Below are 15,717 nucleotides of genomic sequence, written 5' to 3' on the forward strand. Positions count from 1 at the left end.
CATCAAGTCCGCTTCTTCTCCCCGCGCTTGTGGCCGGACAGGGCGTACTGATCCGAGTTGTCGATCTCCAGGTCGGCGATGGCATCGCCGAGCTTGTCCACATCCTCTTCGTCCAGCTTGATCATCAACCGCACCTCGTTGGGCGAGTCGGCGTAGTGCAGGGCGTTGTCATAGCTGATGTCGCCGGCCTTGTAGAGTTCGAACAGGGCCTGATCAAAGGTCTGCATGCCCTGCTCGCGGGAGCGCTTCATCAGGTCCTTCAGACGATGGATCTCGCCATTGCGGATGTATTCCGAGGCCAGTGGACTGTTGATCAGCACCTCGACGGCGGCACGACGGCCCTTGCCGTCAACGGTGGGAATCAGCTGCTGGGCGATCATGGCCTTGAGGTTGAGCGACAGGTCCATCAGCAGCTGGTCGCGGCGGTCCTCGGGGAAGAAGTTGATGATGCGGTCCAGTGCCTGGTTGGCGTTGTTGGCGTGCAGCGTGGACAGACACAGGTGGCCGGTCTCGGCGAAGGCGATGGCGTAGTCCATGGTCTCGCGGCTGCGGATCTCGCCGATCAGGATCACATCCGGGGCCTGACGCAGGGTGTTGCGCAGGCCGATCTCGTAGGAATCGGTGTCCAGCCCGACCTCCCGCTGGGTGACGATGCAGCCGTCATGCTGGTGGATGAACTCGATGGGGTCTTCCAGGGTGACGATGTGGCCGTTGCCGTGATGGTTGCGATAGCCGAGCATGGCGGCCAGCGAGGTGGACTTGCCGGTGCCGGTCGCGCCCACGAACAGCACCAGGCCGCGCTTGGTCATGGCCAGCTTCTCGAGCACGGGCGGCAGGTTCAGCCCCTCGAAGTCGGGGATCCGGGTCTCGATCCGACGCAGCACCATGCCGACGTGGTTGCGCTGGTAGAAGGCGCTGACACGGAAGCGTCCGAGGCCGGTCTCGCTCAGGGCGAAGTTGCATTCATGGGTACGGTTGAACTCATCGCGCAGATGCTCGGGCACCGTCGCCATGACCATGTCCCGGGCCTCGGCCGGGGCCAGCGGCTCCCTGGCCGCAGCCACGATCTTGCCGTCGACCTTGATGCTGGGCGGCACACCGGCGGTGATGAACAGATCGGAGGCCTTCTTCCTGACCACCAGCATGAGCAGTGTCTTGAGGTCCTGTGCCATGTCGTTTCCCTTTGCGTTGCACCAGCGGTTCCATCATCCCCTCTCCCTTGAGGCAGCACCCAGGGGGCATAAAAGGGGCAGAGGCGAGGGGGGGGGCAAACGCCTGACCCCCCCTCACCCTGACCCTCTCCCCCCGCAAGCGGGAGGGAGAGGGAGCTGTTTATATACCGCCAGAAAACATTCCAACAGCGCCTAACGGAACAACTCCTTGTTGGCCGCCTTGGCGCGGGCATCCTGCCGGCTGACGAGTCCTTTCTGCACGATCTCCTGCAGGTTCTGATCCAGGGTCTGCATGCCGGCAGCCTGACCGGTCTGGATGGCCGAGTACATCTGGGCCACCTTGTCCTCGCGGATCAGGTTGCGGATGGCCGGGGTGCCGATCATGATCTCGTGCGCGGCGACACGCCCGCCGCCGGTCTTCTTGAGCAGCGTCTGGGAAATGACCGCGCGCAGCGACTCGGAGAGCATGGACCGGACCATGGATTTCTCCGCCGCGGGGAAGACGTCGATGATGCGGTCGATGGTCTTGGCCGCGGAACTGGTATGCAGGGTGCCGAACACCAGGTGGCCGGTCTCGGCCGCGGTCAGCGCCAGGCGGATGGTCTCCAGGTCGCGCATCTCGCCCACCAGCACGATGTCCGGATCCTCGCGCAGGGCGGAACGCAGCGCCTCGGCGAAGCCCAGGGTGTCGCGGTGCACCTCGCGCTGGTTGACCAGGCATTTCTTGGATTCGTGTACGAACTCGATCGGGTCCTCGATGGTGAGGATGTGTTCGTAGCGGGTCTCGTTGACGTGGTTCATCATCGCCGCCAGGGTGGTGGACTTGCCGGAACCGGTCGGGCCGGTGACCAGCACGATGCCGCGCGGCTGATCGGCGATATCCTTGAACACCGGCGGGCAGCCGAGGTCCTCCAGGCTCAGTATCTTGGAGGGGATGGTACGGAACACCGCGCCGGCGCCGCGATTGTGGTTGAAGGCGTTGACACGGAAGCGCGCCAGGTTCGGGATCTCGAACGAGAAGTCGGTCTCGAGGAATTCCTCGAAGTCCTTGCGCTGCTTGTCGTTCATGATGTCGTAGACCAGCGCGTGGACTTCCTTGTGCTCCAACGCCGGCACATTGATGCGGCGGATGTCGCCGTCGACGCGGATCATGGGCGGCAGCCCGGCGGAGAGATGCAGGTCGGAGGCGTTGTTCTTGACCCCGAAGGCGAGCAGTTCTGCGATATCCATTCGTTTCCCCTGAACGATTATTTCCGGTCCCTGTTATAGCGTCACTTTACCCCAAGCCTTGATACAGGGGAATCCGGCCGCGCGCATGGCACCCGCCCCCCCACCCGGGGTATAGTAGTCCCCGGTTTACCGAACGGGTCAGCCCGCAAGGCTCGATGTGACGCTCCCACACGACCAGCAACTGTGTCAGCGCCGGCAGGAACTGCTCGACCGTATCGGCGAGTGGTGCGACCAGTATGGACGTGCGCGTGACTGTGTGCGGCTGCTGGCCGTCTCCAAGCACTTCCCCGCCGGTGACATCCAGACCCTGGCCGGCTGCGGCCAACTCGCCTTCGGCGAGTCCTACCTCAAGGAGGCGGTCGACAAGCTCGATGCCCTCGCCGGACTGCATCTGGAGTGGCACTTCATCGGGCCCATGCAGTCGAACAAGACCCGGCGCGTCGCCGAACGCTTTGCCTGGGTGCAGAGCCTGGACCGGCTGAAGATCGCCCAGCGCCTGGCCGAGCAGCGCCCGGCCGATCTGCCGCCGCTCAACATCTGCCTGCAGGTCAACATCAGCGGTGAGACCAGCAAGTCCGGTGTGGAGCCCGCCGCCGCAGCGGAACTGGCCGCCGCCGTGAGTGAACTGCCGCGGCTGCGCCTGCGCGGCCTGATGGCCATACCGGCGCCGACCATCCAGTTCGGCGAACAGCGCCGGGGCTTCGCCCGGCTGCGGGAACTCTTCGAGGACCTGACCGCGGCCGGCCATGCGCTGGACACCCTGTCCATGGGCATGAGCAACGACCTGGAGGCGGCCATCGCCGAGGGCAGCACCCTGGTGCGGGTCGGAACGGCCCTGTTCGGCCAGCGTCCACCCCCTGATGGCGTGCCGCCTTGATGACACCGGCACTGAACGGCGACAATCGGCATCAACAATCCGAGCAACAGGCCCTGACATGAACGAATCCCAGCTCTGCTTCATCGGCGCCGGCAACATGGCTCGCAGCCTGATCGGCGGGCTGCTGGCCGACGGCTTTCCCGCCGACCGCATCCGCGCCAGCGACCCGGATGCCGGGCAGCGCGAGGCGGTCGCCCAACGCTTCGGCGTTCAGGTCTTCGCCGATAACGCCGAAGCGCTGGCCGGTGCCCATGTGCTGATCCTGGCGGTCAAACCCCAGGGGCTGGCTGCACTGGCCCGGGAACTGGCGCCGCAGCTGGATGCGGCCAATCCCCTGCTGATCTCCGTGGCCGCAGGCATCCGCGCCTCCGACCTGGACCGCTGGCTGGGCGGCAACCGCCCGCTGGTGCGCTGCATGCCCAACACCCCGGCCCTGGTGCAGAGCGGGGCCACTGCGCTGTATGCCACCGCCGCGGTCAACGACGCCCAGCGCAACCTGGCCGAGTCCATTCTGCGCGCCGTGGGCCTGACCCTGTGGGTCGAGGATGAGACCCAGATGGATGCGGTCACCGCCCTGTCCGGCAGCGGTCCCGCCTACTTCTTTCTTATGATCGAGGCCATGCAGCAGGCCGGAACGGACCTGGGGCTGCCGGCCGACACCGCCCGGCTGCTGGCACTGCAGACCGCCTTCGGCGCGGCCAGGATGGCGCTGGAATCCGAGGACCCGCCGGGGCGGCTGCGTGAGCGCGTCACCTCCCCCGGCGGCACCACCGAACGGGCCCTGGCGGCCCTGGAGGACGGCGGCTTCCGCGCACTCGTCGCGCGGGCCATGCAGGCCGCGCAGGCGCGCTCGCGGGAACTGGCCGAACAACTGGGAGCGGACGCATGAACGGCGGCAATCTGCTGGGCGACACCCTGGGCTTCGTCATCCAGGTGCTGGTGGGCCTGTACGTGCTGGTACTGATGCTGCGCCTGCTGCTGGGCTGGCTGCGGGCGGATTTCTACAACCCCTTAAGCCAGTTCATCGTCAAGGTGACCAACCCGCCGGTGATTCCGCTGCGGCGCCTCCTGCCGCCCCTCGGGCGCCTCGACACCGCCACCGTGGTGGTGATGCTCGTCGTGCAGATGCTGGGCGTGGCGCTGGTGATGCTGGTCTCCGGCCGGCCGGTACACCCCTACCCGCTGCTGGCGCACAGCCTGATTGAGTTGATTTCACTGGGTTTTTCAGTATTCATCTTCGCCATCCTGATCCAGGCCATCCTCAGCTGGGTCAACCCGGGCGGCTACAATCCGGCGCTCGCGATCCTGCATTCCCTCACCGAACCGGTGTTGCGGCCGCTGCGCGGTCTGATCCCGCCCATTTCGGGGATCGATCTCAGCCCGCTGTTCGCCATTCTCATCCTGGAGGTTGCCCGGCGCCTGGTGCTGGGGCTGCTCACCGCCCTCCTGTTTGCCTGAGGTGAGTACCCCCGCCTGGTACCGCTGGGACGGCGAGGATCTGATCCTCGACCTGCACGTCCAGCCCGGTGCCCGCCGGGAGGAACTGGCCGGAGAGCATGGCGGGCGGCTCAAGGTACGGATCAAGGCTGCACCGATCGAAGGCAAGGCCAACCGCGGCCTGATCAGGTTCCTGGCCGATCTGTTCGGCGTCGCCCCGCGCGATATCCAACTGTTGCGGGGCGAAACCGGCCGGGACAAGCGCCTGCGCATCCCCCGCCCGGCGCGATTGCCGCCGGAGGTCACCCGCCCCTGATTCCAGCAGCCGACCTGCGCTGTACCGCCATTCGCCTCAGACCCGTGACGGGGTTCACATCCTGGCCGGACTGCCGGGCAGCGCCATCTAAGCTCCTGTAAAGCGTCTCAAGATTCCTCTGCCGCGGTCGAAAGCCCGGATATAGGGAGTCGCGCCGCCGGCACGGCCGGTGGATTCTGTCTGGAGGAAAACACACAATGCAAAACGACGCGTTCAGTGGGCGACTGGAAGCCTATGCCAACTGGAAGTCCGAGGTGCTCGACACCCTGCAGGCCTTCCAGAAATGGCTCGATGAACACGAAATGGACGAAGGCGAAACCGATCTGCGCATCTTCGAGACCATGGAGGCACTGCGCCAGGACCGGCTCAATCTGGCCTTCGTGGCCGAATTCTCGCGCGGCAAGACCGAACTGATCAACGCCATCTTCTTCGCCGACTACGGCTGCCGGCTGCTGCCCTCCGACGCCGGGCGCACCACCATGTGCCCGAGCGAGTTGTTCTACGATCACCGGGCCGACTCGGCCTATCTGCGACTGCTGCCCATCGAGACCCGGCGCGAGGAGCGCGCCATCGCCGACTACAAGAATGCGCCCGAGCACTGGGTCACCCTGCCCCTGGACACGGATTCGCCCGAGCAGATGAGCGAGACCTTCCGCGAGGTGATCCGCACCAAGACGGTCAAGCTGGATACGGCGCGCGAACTCGGACTGTACGACGAAACCCAGGACAGCCGCTTCAAGAAGACCGGCGAGTATCCCGAGCAGGTCGAGATCCCGATGTGGCGCCACGCCCTGATCAGTTTCCCGCACCCCCTGCTCAAGCAGGGCCTGGTCATCCTCGACACCCCGGGCCTGAACGCCCTGGGCAACGAACCGGAACTGACCGTGAGCATGCTGCCCTCGGCTCAGGCGGTGCTGTTCGTGCTGGCGGCCGATACCGGCGTGACCAAGTCCGACCTGGAGATGTGGGAGCATCATGTGCACAACCTGGGCAGCCAGCACAACAAACACCTGGTGGTGGCGCTGAACAAGATCGACACCCTGTGGGACGACCTCAAGGACAATGCCAGCGTCGACCAGACCATCGCCACCCAGCGCCGCAAGGCCGCCGAACTCCTGCACGTGGACGAGCAGCAGGTTTTCCCGCTGTCGGCACTCAAGGGTCTGGCCGGCAAGATCCGCGACGAGGAGGAACTGCTCACCCGCAGCCGCCTGCCTGAACTGGAGCATTTTCTTTCCGACGAGGTGCTGCCCAACAAACTCAACGTCCTGCGCGAGCACATCCTGCACGAGATCGGCGGACTGCAGAACGAGATGCACGACATCCTCGGCAGCCGTCTGGAGCAGACCCGCAAGGAACTGGAGAATCTCGGCTCGCTGCGCGGCAAGAACGCCGATGTCATCCAGCACCTGATGCAGAAATCACGCGAGGAGCAGTCGGCCTACATGCGCAACGTCGAGAGCTTCCAGTCCAGCCGCCGGGTGCTGCAGAGCCAGGCCAGGGAGATGCTGGACGCGCTCAGCCTGGAATCCTTCGACAAGCTGATCGACAAGACCCGCAAGGAGATGACCGGGGCCTGGACCACGTCCGGACTCAAGCGCGGCATGGAGGCCTTCTTCGAGGGCGCACGCGACACCATGGACCAGGTGGCGCACTCGGCCGAGCAGACCCGCAACCTGATCCGTTCGACCTACCGCAAGTTCCACGAGGAGCACGGCCTGCCGTCGATGACGCCCAAGGTGTTCTCGGTCGACCAGTTCAATATGGATTTCCATAACCTGCTCAAGGAGGCCGAGGCCTTCCGCAACAGTCCGTCCATGGCCATGACCGAGCAGAGCTTCGTCATCAAGAAATTCTTCGTCTCGCTGGTCAGCCAGGCCCGCAGCATCTTCTTCCGCGCCAACCAGGAAGCCAACGCCTGGCTGAAGGAAGTCATGAACCCGCTGGTACAGCAGATCAAGGACCACAAGCGGCTGATGGAGAAACGCCTGGAGACACTGCGCCGGATCAACGAATCACGCGATACGCTGGAAGCCCGGATCAAGGAACTGGAAACCGAGCAGACCGGGCTGGAGACGGACCTGCAGACCCTGGAACGGCTGCGCGAGGTGCTGCACCAGCCCCTGCCTGACGGCGACGGCAATTCCGACCAGGCCCGGATTGCGGTCGGCTGAAGCCCGCCCGCACCGCCGCGCTTCAGTCACGGCGCCTGACCCATCGGTCCGGCGCCGGATTTTTTTCCAGCGCATGTACGCTATACTCGGGAAAAGACCCATTCCAACAAGGAGGCAGTCCATGCGCCCGATGCTTCGTGTCACCACCGTCCTGTTCACCCTCGCCCTGCTGCTGACCGCACCTGCGCGGGCAGAGAATATCCAGGACTTCGGCGATTATGTGGTGCACTACAATGCCCTGACCACGGACATGATCCCGCCCATGGTGGCCCGGGAAAACGACATCACCCGCTCCAAGAACCGGGCCATGCTCAACGTGGTGGTGCTGAAGAAGGTACTGGGCGCCAGCGGCAAGCCGACCGCAGCCGAGGTCAGCGGCCGCGCTGTCGACCTGACCGGCAAGCAGAACACAATCGAGTTCCGCGAGGTGCGCGAGACCAACGCCATCTACTACATCGCGGAATTCGCCGTCAGCAACGAACAACGCCTGACCTTCGATATCACCGTCACCCCCGAAGGCGAAAAGGAAGCGCTCGACGTGCGTTTCCGCAAACAGTTCTTTACCGACTGAACATCTGTCCCCGCCCCGTCATTGCGCGGCGCATAGCGTCACGCAATGGCAGGTGGCCCTCAGGCGAACTGCCACAGCGATCGCCCGATCATTACCACGCCGAAGACGATCACCGCCGCCCCGGCCAGCCGCCGCACCCATGGCTTGCGCAGCCACTGGCTCATGCGGGCGGCAACCACCCCCATCAGCAGCAGGTTGGGCAGGGTGCCCAGCCCGAAGCCCAGCATCAGCCACGCGCCCTGGGCGGCGCTGCCGGCCGACAGGCTCCAGATCAGCACGCTGTAGACCAGGCCACAGGGCAGCCAGCCCCAGATCAGCCCGAGCGCGAAGGCGTGTCCGGCGCTGCTCACCGGCAGCAGCCGCCGGCCCAGCGGCTCGATATGCCGCCACAGGCGCGCGCCCAGGCCCTCGACCCGGGCCAGCCCCAGCCACCAGCCGGCCAGATACAGGCCCATCAGGATCAGGAAAGCGCCGGCGAACAGCTGCAGCACGAGCTGCGCCTGACGCACATCCAGCAGATGCATGGCCAGGGCGCTGATGCCGCCCATGGCTGCACCGGCCACCGTATAGCTGAGGATGCGGCCGCCGTTGTAGGCCACCAGGTAGGGCAGCTGCGCCAGCGGACGCTGGCGGGTGGATTCCGGCAGACCGAAGCTCAGGGCCCCGACAATGCCGCCGCACATGCCGACACAGTGCACCCCGCCGAGCAGCCCGACCAGGAAGGCCGCCAGAAAATTCACCTCGCTCAGCATCCCTGCCCGCCCGGCAGCGCCCAGTCATAGTCCATGATCAGGGGGGCATGGTCGGAGAAGCGCCTGGCCGTGTAGACCCGGGCGCGCTGCACCCGATCCTTCAGCCCGGGGGTGATCACCTGATAGTCGATGCGCCAGCCGACGTTCTTCTCCCAGGCCCGGCCACGGTTGGACCACCAGGTGTAGACCTCGGGCCGCGGCTCGACGACCCGGTGGCCGTCGACGAAACCGGCCTCGCCGAACAGGCGGTCCAGCCAGGCGCGTTCCTCCGGCAGAAATCCCGAGTTCTTCTGGTTGCTGCGCCAGTTCTTCAGATCGATCGGCTTGTGGGCCATGTTCCAGTCGCCGCAGATGATGTATTCGCGGCGGCGGCGACGCAGACTCCTGAGATAGGGCAGCAACCGGTCCAGCACCTCGAACTTGACCTGCTGGCGCGCCTCCGATGAGGTCCCGGACGGCAGGTACAGCGAGATGACGCTCAGGCGGCCGACCTGCACCTCGAGATAGCGGCCCTCGGCGTCGAATTCCGGCCAGTCCAGACCGATCTGCACCCGGTCCGGTTCGATCCGGCTGTAGATGGCCACGCCGCTGTAGCCCTTTTTTTCGGCATCGTGGTAGAAGCAGTGGAAGGGACGCGGACGGAAGCAGCGGTCGCCGAGCTGGTGCTCCTGGGCCCGGGTCTCCTGCAGGCAGACGAAATCGGCCCGTTGGCGCGCCAGCCAGGGATACAGCCCCTTGCGCGCGGCGGCGCGGATGCCGTTGGCATTGAGGGAAATGACTCGCAAGGCTGGCCTCTGTTGTGCACGCTGCCGGTGGTGGCGTGTATGATACCGGACCTGTCCCCGAATTCAGCCCCGGATAACCCCATGCACGACTATCAGCACGAGTTTCTGCGCTTCGCCATCGACAACCAGGTCCTCAGGTTCGGCGAATTCACCCTCAAATCCGGCCGCAGGAGCCCCTATTTCTTCAATGCCGGGCTGTTCAACACCGGCGCCCTGCTGGCCCGGCTGGGGCGTTTCTACGCCGAGGCCGCGGTCACGGCGGGGGTGGAGTTCGACGTGCTGTTCGGGCCGGCCTACAAGGGCATCCCGCTGGCCGCGGCCACCGCCATCGCCCTGGCCGATCAGCACGGCCAGGACCTGCCCTGGTGTTTCAACCGCAAGGAGGCCAAGGACCACGGCGAGGGCGGCAACCTGGTCGGCGCCCCGCTCGCGGGCCGGGTGCTGATCGTCGACGACGTCATCACCGCCGGCACCGCCGTGCGCGAGTCCTTCGACATCATCGCCGCCGCCGGCGCCACCCCGGCCGGCATTCTGATCTCGCTCGACCGTCAGGAACGCGGCCGCGGCGAGCGCTCGGCTATCCAGGAGATCGAGGCCGAATACGGCATCCCCGTGGTCAGCATCGTCGCCCTGGACCAACTCACCGACTTCCTGCGCGACCAGCCCGCGCTGCAGGAACACCTGCCCGCGGTGGAGGCCTACCGGGCGGAGTACGGGGTCTGAGGCGAACAGCACTTACTTAAGCCAAAGCCAAAGCCAAAGCCAAATAACGCTCGTCATTGCCAGGAACGAAGTGAAGTGGCACAAGCGAGCTTGCGAGCGCAGAACGCCTTTATGCCCTTTGGGTACGCAGGGCGGCCCCGAAGGGGTGAGCGCAGCGAATAATCTCCAGCCGATTGATTCTGAAGTACGAGATTGCCACGCTTTGCTCGCAATGACGGCTAACTAAATGCCATTCGGCTCTGAGGCGGCTTTCGCGGCCCGGACCCCGCTTATCCTCCTTTCAGGATCAGCTGCAGCCCGACCAGGATGGTGATCACCTCGTAGACCCGCTTGATCCAGCGGTTGCCCTTGACGATGGACAGATGCGCGCCCAGGTAGCCGCCGATGAGCGAGCCCAGGATCAGGGCCGGCAGCCAGGCCCAGTGGATGGTGCTGAGCAGGCCCAGGGTCAGCGCGCCGGCACCGTTCCAGAACACCCCGACCAGCACCAGGGTCAGCGCCACCGCACGGCGGTAATCCAGTCCGAACCAGCCCACCAGCCACAGGGTGACGAACAGTCCGGTGCCCGAGGTGAGCGAGCCGTTGAGCACCCCGATCAGGAACAGGCCCAGACCGCCCAGCAGCGGGCCGCTGCCGCTGCGGTGGCGTGCTTCCAGCTGCAGGCCCAGTTGGGGGCGCAGCACGGAATACAGGCCGAGACCGATGGTGAGCAGACCGAGAGCGATTTCGGCCAGACGGTCCTCCACCCGCAGGATCAGGTTGGCGCCCACCAGCACGCCGGGCAGACCGGCCAGCAGCATGATCAGGGCGAAACGCGGCTCCAGCCCGCCCTCTCTCAAGTGCCTTATCGTGGCGCCGATACCAAGGGCAACACTGGCGACCTTGTGCGTGGCCAGCGCGATCGCGAACGGCAGCCCGAGAAAGATCAGCACGGGCAGCTGGATCAGGCCGGCGCCGCCGCCGGAAAATGCGGAAAACAGGTTCGCGATCAGGGCGATCACGAACAGGATGATCTGGTCAGCCAACTCCACCGGGGCGCTCTTGAACCTGATTGCGGGCCGCGACGCGGGCGACTAGGATGAAGTCTGCTCCAATCGCGGCCCGAAGTGGGAACAACGGCCGTGTGCGGCCGCCAGCGCAAATTATCATACAAGGTAGTCGACGATCATGCAGCGATTCACACCGACCCTCACTGGCCGCTCCATCCCGGGATGGCTCCTGCTTGCCCTGATGCTCGCGCTGCTGCCGCTGCAGTCCGAATCCGCGCGTCTGTACAAGTGGGTCGATGAGCAGGGCAATGTGCACTACGGCGACAAGGTGCCGCCGGAGTACTCCAGGCAGGAGCGCAAGGTGCTCAACGACCAGGGCGTGCAGGTGGACACCCTGGAGGCGGCCAAGACGCCCGAGCAGATCGCCGAGGAACGCCGGCTGGAGGAAATCCGCCGCGAGGAGGAGCGCAAGGCCGCCAGGCAGCGCGCTCACGACCGCATGCTGCTGTCGACCTTCACCACCGAGGACGACATGATCATGACCCGGGACGGCAAGATCGCCGCCATCGACAGCGTGATCCGCATCACCCGGGGCCGGATCGACAAGCTCGAACAGGAGATCGAGCAGGACACCCGCCGGGCGGCCAACCTGGAGCGCGCCGGCCGGGCCGTACCGAAGGACCTGGATGAACGCATTGCAGGCAACCGCGAGCGCATCCAGCGCTATGAAGACTTCATCGAATCCAAGCAGGCCGAACAGGAGGCTATCCGCCGCCAGTTCGAGGCCGACATCCGCCGCTTCCGCGAACTCAGGGCCATGCAGGACAAATCACCCGAGGAGGCGGTGAAGCGGCGGTGAAATATAGCCACTAAATCCACGAAACCCACTAAAGGTGTCATTATTGTCATTGCCAAGGCGCTACGCGCCGGACAATGAACAAGCAGGAATTTTCGTGGGTTCAGTGAATTTCGTGGCGCATTGTATTACGCCCGGATCAGGGTACCCACACCCTCGTCGGTGAAGATCTCCACCAGCACCGCATGCTCGACCCGCCCGTCGATGATATGGGCGGCGCGCACGCCGCCCTTGACCGCATCCAGGGCACAGCGGATCTTGGGCAGCATGCCGCCGTGGATGGTGCCGTCGGCGATCAGTTCGTCGACCTGGTGCGCCGTCAGGCCGGTGAGCAGCCGCTCCTGCTTGTCCAGCAGGCCGGCGGTGTTGGTCAGCAGGATCAGCTTCTCGGCCTTGAGTACCTCGGCCACCTTGCCGGCGACCAGGTCGGCGTTGATGTTGTAGGAATGCCCGTCCTCGCCCACGCCGATGGGGGCGATCACCGGGATGAAGTTGCCCGAGACCAGCATGTTCACCACCGAGGCGTCCACGCTGGCGACCTCGCCGACATGGCCCAGATCGATGATCTCGGGTTCGTCCACATCGTCCCGGCCACGCTCCAGGGTCAGTTTGCGGGCGCGGATCAGGTCGCCGTCCTTGCCGGTCAGACCCACCGCCATCCCGCCGTGCTGATTGATGAGATTGACGATGTCCTTGTTGACCAGGCCGCCGAGCACCATCTCCACCACGTCCATGGTCTCGGCATCGGTCACCCGCATGCCCTGGACGAAGCGCGACTCCTTACCGATGCGCTCCAGCAGCCGGCCGATCTGCGGCCCGCCGCCGTGCACCACCACCGGATTGATGCCCACCAGCTTCATCATCACCACGTCGCGGGCGAAGCCCTGTTTGAGCGTCTCCTCGGTCATGGCGTTGCCGCCATACTTGATCACCACGGTCTTGCCGCGGAAACGCTGGATGTAGGGCATGGCCTCGCTGAGTACGCGGGCCACGTTGCGGGCTTTGTCGGCGGTGAGTGTCACTGACTGCAGGACCTTATGATAATCGAAGTGGAGTAAATGCCGGTTAAACCGTCATCGCGATGCCCAGACCCGAAGGGTAGGGTACCCATAATGAACCCCGAGGGTTCCCTGGGCGCTGGCGCCACGGCAACCTCCAACCGGACATCGCTACATTATGAGATTGCCACGCTGCGCTCGCAATGACAGAAACAATCAAGCGGATCAGAACGGCAGTTGCAGCCCCGGCTCGACCGCCAGCATGGCATTGCGGAACTGCTCCTGGATGCGCGACAGCGCCAGTTCATCATCGGCCTCGAAGCGCAGCACCAGGCAGGGCGTGGTATTGGAGGCGCGCACCAGCCCCCAGCCGTCGGCGAATTCCACCCGCAGGCCGTCAATGGTGTAGAGCTCGCCGTCGGGGAAGCCGGCATTGGCCTGCAGCTGTTCCATGAAGGCCGCCGGACGGCCTTCCTCCATGCACAGGTTCAACTCGGGCGTGCTGACACTCTGCGGCAGCACGGCGAACACCCCGCTGGTCTCGCGATGGTCGTTGGCCAGCACCTCCAGCAGGCGGGCGCCGGTGTAGAGGGCGTCATCGAAGCCGTACCAACGCTCCTGGAAGAAGATGTGGCCGCTCATCTCGCCGGCGAGCAGGGCCCCGGTCTCCTTCATGCGCGCCTTGATCAGGGAGTGGCCGGTCTTCCACATCTCGGGCACACCGCCGAAATCACGGATGATCCTGCCCAGGTGCCGCGAGCACTTGACGTCATAGATGATCTCGCCGCCGGGGTTGCGGCTGAGCACGTCCATGCCCAGCAGCATCATCAGCCGGTCGGGCCAGATGATGTTGCCGGCGGAATCGACCACGCCCAGGCGGTCGCCGTCGCCGTCGAAGGCCAGCCCCAGATCGGCCTGGTTGTCGCGCACCGCCTGGATCAGGGCCTCGAGGTTCTCGGGCCGGCTGGGATCGGGGTGATGATTGGGGAAGCTGCCGTCGACTTCGCAGTACAGCGGTATGACCTGGCAGCCGAGCGACTCGAACAGCGAGGGCGCGAATGCCCCCGCTGCGCCGTTGCCGCAGTCGACCACCACCTTGAGCGACTTGGCTAGCTGCACATCGGAACGGATGCGTTCCAGGTAGTCGCCGGCGACATCGACCGCCTCCAGGCCACCCCGCCCGCTGGCATAGTCCTGCTGTTCGACCCGCCGACGCAGGGCCTGGATGGCCTCGCCGGACAGGGTCTGGCCGGCGATGACCACCTTGAGGCCGTTATATTCGGACGGATTGTGACTGCCGGTGACGACCACACCGGAATTGCTGTCCAGGTAATGGGTGGCGAAGTAGACCAGCGGCGAGATGGCCTGGCCGATATCCTTGACGTCGATGCCGGTGGCACGCAGGCCGCGGATCAGGGCCTCGGCCAGTTCCGGGCTGGAGTCGCGGCCGTCGCGGCCGACCACGATGCTGCTCTCGTCCTGGGTCAGGGCCTGGGAGCCGATGGCGCGGCCGAGTTCATGCACCACGTCGGGACTGAGCGTTTCACCGACGATGCCGCGGATATCGTAGGCGCGGAAGATGCTCGGGTCGGCATTGACCCGGCTGACCTTGAGCGGCGCGGCGCCCAGTGCGCTGTCATCGAGCACGGTCAGATCGGGCGGTGTTTCCTCCTCCAACTCGATCCCGCCCGTGGTCGGGGTGCTGCTGGCCATGGCTGCCGACATGCGCTCGATGCCGGCACTGCCGCGCAGGGCACCTGACTCGACGAGCGAGCGCAGCCCCTCGAGCAGGGGACCGCTCTCACGGGCATGCAGATCGTAATGGTTCTGCAGCCGCCCCTCACGGGCATCACGCAGTGCGCCCAGCAGGGTCACCTGATCCTGTTGCAGGGCCCGAGCATAGAGCCGCAGCAGCAGATAGAACACCAGGATCAGCACCAGGGCGCCGGCGCCGCCCAGCATCAGTACGTTGTTCCAACTCGCGCCCGGATCCACGGGGGGCGCCCAGTAGGCGACCTTCAGCCGGCTGCCCGCCACCGGCAACTCCACTGCGGGAGCGCCCTGCCGGAAGGCCTCCCGTCCCTGTTCGGCGATCACCAGGGGCTGGCCGCCGTTGACCTGCTGCTGCACCTCGCCATAGCCCTGACCCAGGTGCGCGCCCTCCAGCGCCTGATGCAGGGTCTGGACCGGGAAGCCGAGCATGAGATGGCCGACGATGCGGCGCCCGTCGTCGTCCAGCACCCGTCGCACCAGGTTCAGGTGCTGCCCCGGCTTGTTGAACAGATGCACCTCGGCCGGCGGCGGCGTGTCGCGGGTCTCGGCCTGGCGCAGCAGGTCGAGCGCGGCATAGCTGATGGGGGGATTGGCCTCCAGGTCAACCGCCTCGACGCCGGGCGGCAGCAGATTGACGCCGCTGGCCGCGGGAAACAGCTGGCGGATGCGCGCCGCCTGCTCCCGCAGCGCGGCCGCATCCCCGGACTGCAGGGCATGCCTGAGGGCCGGATCCTGCGTCAGCGCATCCATTTCGGCCCCGCGTCCGCCGACAAAGGCGGCCAGACGATCGGCGACATTGTCGGCCATCATGGCCACTTCCCGGTCCCGACTGGCCGCGATCTCCAGGTCGGCCATATGACGCACATAAGCACTGATGCCAAGGATGATGACGGCACCGAGCAGGCCGGCAAACAGTCCCAGCCGCATCAGGCCGATCCGTCCGCCGCTGCGGCGCCGGCCGGCCTGCTTGTCACCACCCCGTTTCTTTGCCGGCTTGTCGGACCCCTTGGCCCTGGACAGCTTGAATCCCATTATCGGCCCAACCTCATATCAGCTTTCTGTGT

Annotated in this window: 15 protein-coding genes; 8 read left to right on the forward strand and 7 right to left on the reverse strand. The window is 65.6% G+C overall.

Annotated elements, in window-relative coordinates:
• Positions 1–2: 2 nt before the first annotated feature.
• Both CFK21_RS14745 and CFK21_RS14750 read right to left on the reverse strand, forming a co-directional pair.
• Entirely contained in the window at positions 3–1,172 is a 1,170-nt protein-coding gene (locus CFK21_RS14745; protein WP_096367366.1) for a PilT/PilU family type 4a pilus ATPase, read from the reverse strand.
• A 192-nt stretch (positions 1,173–1,364) separates the two neighbouring features.
• The gene (locus tag CFK21_RS14750) at positions 1,365–2,402 is read right to left on the reverse strand and encodes a type IV pilus twitching motility protein PilT (protein WP_096367367.1); all 1,038 of its coding nucleotides are present in this window, start codon (positions 2,400–2,402) and stop codon (positions 1,365–1,367) included.
• A 157-nt stretch (positions 2,403–2,559) separates the two neighbouring features.
• On the opposite strand from CFK21_RS14750, the gene CFK21_RS14755 reads away from it, so the two are divergent.
• The 6 genes from CFK21_RS14755 to CFK21_RS14780 all read left to right on the forward strand — a co-directional run bounded on the left by CFK21_RS14755 (position 2,560) and on the right by CFK21_RS14780 (position 7,777).
• Complete coding sequence (locus CFK21_RS14755) at positions 2,560–3,279, forward strand: YggS family pyridoxal phosphate-dependent enzyme (protein ID WP_369801216.1); 720 nt, start codon at positions 2,560–2,562, stop codon at positions 3,277–3,279.
• A gap of 58 nt (positions 3,280–3,337) precedes the next feature.
• Positions 3,338–4,168, forward strand: a complete 831-nt coding sequence (proC, locus tag CFK21_RS14760; RefSeq protein ID WP_096367368.1) for a pyrroline-5-carboxylate reductase — start codon at positions 3,338–3,340, stop codon at positions 4,166–4,168.
• Entirely contained in the window at positions 4,165–4,737 is a 573-nt protein-coding gene (locus CFK21_RS14765) for a YggT family protein (protein ID WP_096367369.1), read from the forward strand. The genes proC and CFK21_RS14765 overlap by 4 nt, the downstream gene beginning before the upstream one ends.
• A gap of 1 nt (position 4,738) precedes the next feature.
• Positions 4,739–5,032 carry a DUF167 family protein gene (locus tag CFK21_RS14770; protein WP_096367370.1) on the forward strand — a complete coding sequence of 98 codons (294 nt, stop codon included), beginning with the start codon at positions 4,739–4,741 and terminating at the stop codon, positions 5,030–5,032.
• A gap of 197 nt (positions 5,033–5,229) precedes the next feature.
• Complete coding sequence (locus CFK21_RS14775) at positions 5,230–7,206, forward strand: dynamin family protein (RefSeq protein ID WP_096367371.1); 1,977 nt, start codon at positions 5,230–5,232, stop codon at positions 7,204–7,206.
• A 121-nt stretch (positions 7,207–7,327) separates the two neighbouring features.
• Positions 7,328–7,777 (forward strand): DUF4426 domain-containing protein, encoded by a 450-nt coding sequence (locus CFK21_RS14780; RefSeq protein WP_157745716.1) that lies wholly within the window; start codon positions 7,328–7,330, stop codon positions 7,775–7,777.
• Between the two features lie 59 nt (positions 7,778–7,836).
• On the opposite strand, the gene CFK21_RS14785 is transcribed toward CFK21_RS14780, so the two are convergent.
• Positions 7,837–8,529, reverse strand: a complete 693-nt coding sequence (locus CFK21_RS14785) for a sulfite exporter TauE/SafE family protein (RefSeq protein WP_096367373.1) — start codon at positions 8,527–8,529, stop codon at positions 7,837–7,839.
• Positions 8,523–9,314, reverse strand: a complete 792-nt coding sequence (locus CFK21_RS14790; RefSeq protein ID WP_096367374.1) for an exodeoxyribonuclease III — start codon at positions 9,312–9,314, stop codon at positions 8,523–8,525. The genes CFK21_RS14785 and CFK21_RS14790 overlap by 7 nt, the downstream gene beginning before the upstream one ends.
• A gap of 81 nt (positions 9,315–9,395) precedes the next feature.
• Between CFK21_RS14790 and pyrE the strand changes: the two genes are divergently transcribed.
• Entirely contained in the window at positions 9,396–10,037 is a 642-nt protein-coding gene (gene pyrE / locus CFK21_RS14795) for an orotate phosphoribosyltransferase (RefSeq protein ID WP_096367375.1), read from the forward strand.
• A 269-nt stretch (positions 10,038–10,306) separates the two neighbouring features.
• Here pyrE and CFK21_RS14800 read toward each other — a convergent pair whose 3' ends face one another.
• Positions 10,307–11,062, reverse strand: a complete 756-nt coding sequence (locus tag CFK21_RS14800; protein WP_369801273.1) for a sulfite exporter TauE/SafE family protein — start codon at positions 11,060–11,062, stop codon at positions 10,307–10,309.
• 142 nt (positions 11,063–11,204) lie between these two features.
• Here CFK21_RS14800 and CFK21_RS14805 point away from each other — a divergent pair, with 142 nt between their 5' ends.
• Complete coding sequence (locus tag CFK21_RS14805; RefSeq protein WP_096367377.1) at positions 11,205–11,885, forward strand: DUF4124 domain-containing protein; 681 nt, start codon at positions 11,205–11,207, stop codon at positions 11,883–11,885.
• A gap of 125 nt (positions 11,886–12,010) precedes the next feature.
• On the opposite strand, the gene argB is transcribed toward CFK21_RS14805, so the two are convergent.
• Both argB and CFK21_RS15615 read right to left on the reverse strand, forming a co-directional pair.
• Positions 12,011–12,850 (reverse strand): acetylglutamate kinase, encoded by an 840-nt coding sequence (gene argB, locus CFK21_RS14810; RefSeq protein WP_096367645.1) that lies wholly within the window; start codon positions 12,848–12,850, stop codon positions 12,011–12,013.
• A gap of 255 nt (positions 12,851–13,105) precedes the next feature.
• Positions 13,106–15,685 carry a phosphomannomutase/phosphoglucomutase gene (locus CFK21_RS15615; RefSeq protein ID WP_304440669.1) on the reverse strand — a complete coding sequence of 860 codons (2,580 nt, stop codon included), beginning with the start codon at positions 15,683–15,685 and terminating at the stop codon, positions 13,106–13,108.
• Between the last annotated feature and the right edge of the window lie 32 nt (positions 15,686–15,717).

The sequence above is a fragment of the Thiohalobacter thiocyanaticus genome (genome assembly GCF_002356355.1).
GTDB classification, from domain to species: Bacteria; Pseudomonadota; Gammaproteobacteria; order Thiohalobacterales; family Thiohalobacteraceae; genus Thiohalobacter; species Thiohalobacter thiocyanaticus_A.

Bases quoted from the DNA above. Each gene is read 5' to 3' on its own strand.
- CFK21_RS14750 (WP_096367367.1), bottom strand. From the start codon at position 2,402: ATGGATATCGCAGAACTGCTCGCCTTCGGGGTCAAGAACAACGCCTCC.
- proC (WP_096367368.1), top strand. From the start codon at position 3,338: ATGAACGAATCCCAGCTCTGCTTCATCGGCGCCGGCAACATGGCTCGC.
- CFK21_RS14805 (WP_096367377.1), top strand. From the start codon at position 11,205: ATGCAGCGATTCACACCGACCCTCACTGGCCGCTCCATCCCGGGATGG.
- CFK21_RS14745 (WP_096367366.1), bottom strand. From the start codon at position 1,172: ATGGCACAGGACCTCAAGACACTGCTCATGCTGGTGGTCAGGAAGAAG.
- CFK21_RS14780 (WP_157745716.1), top strand. From the start codon at position 7,328: ATGCGCCCGATGCTTCGTGTCACCACCGTCCTGTTCACCCTCGCCCTG.
- CFK21_RS14765 (WP_096367369.1), top strand. From the start codon at position 4,165: ATGAACGGCGGCAATCTGCTGGGCGACACCCTGGGCTTCGTCATCCAG.
- CFK21_RS14775 (WP_096367371.1), top strand. From the start codon at position 5,230: ATGCAAAACGACGCGTTCAGTGGGCGACTGGAAGCCTATGCCAACTGG.
- CFK21_RS15615 (WP_304440669.1), bottom strand. From the start codon at position 15,685: ATGGGATTCAAGCTGTCCAGGGCCAAGGGGTCCGACAAGCCGGCAAAG.
- CFK21_RS14785 (WP_096367373.1), bottom strand. From the start codon at position 8,529: ATGCTGAGCGAGGTGAATTTTCTGGCGGCCTTCCTGGTCGGGCTGCTC.
- argB (WP_096367645.1), bottom strand. From the start codon at position 12,850: ATGCCCTACATCCAGCGTTTCCGCGGCAAGACCGTGGTGATCAAGTAT.
- pyrE (WP_096367375.1), top strand. From the start codon at position 9,396: ATGCACGACTATCAGCACGAGTTTCTGCGCTTCGCCATCGACAACCAG.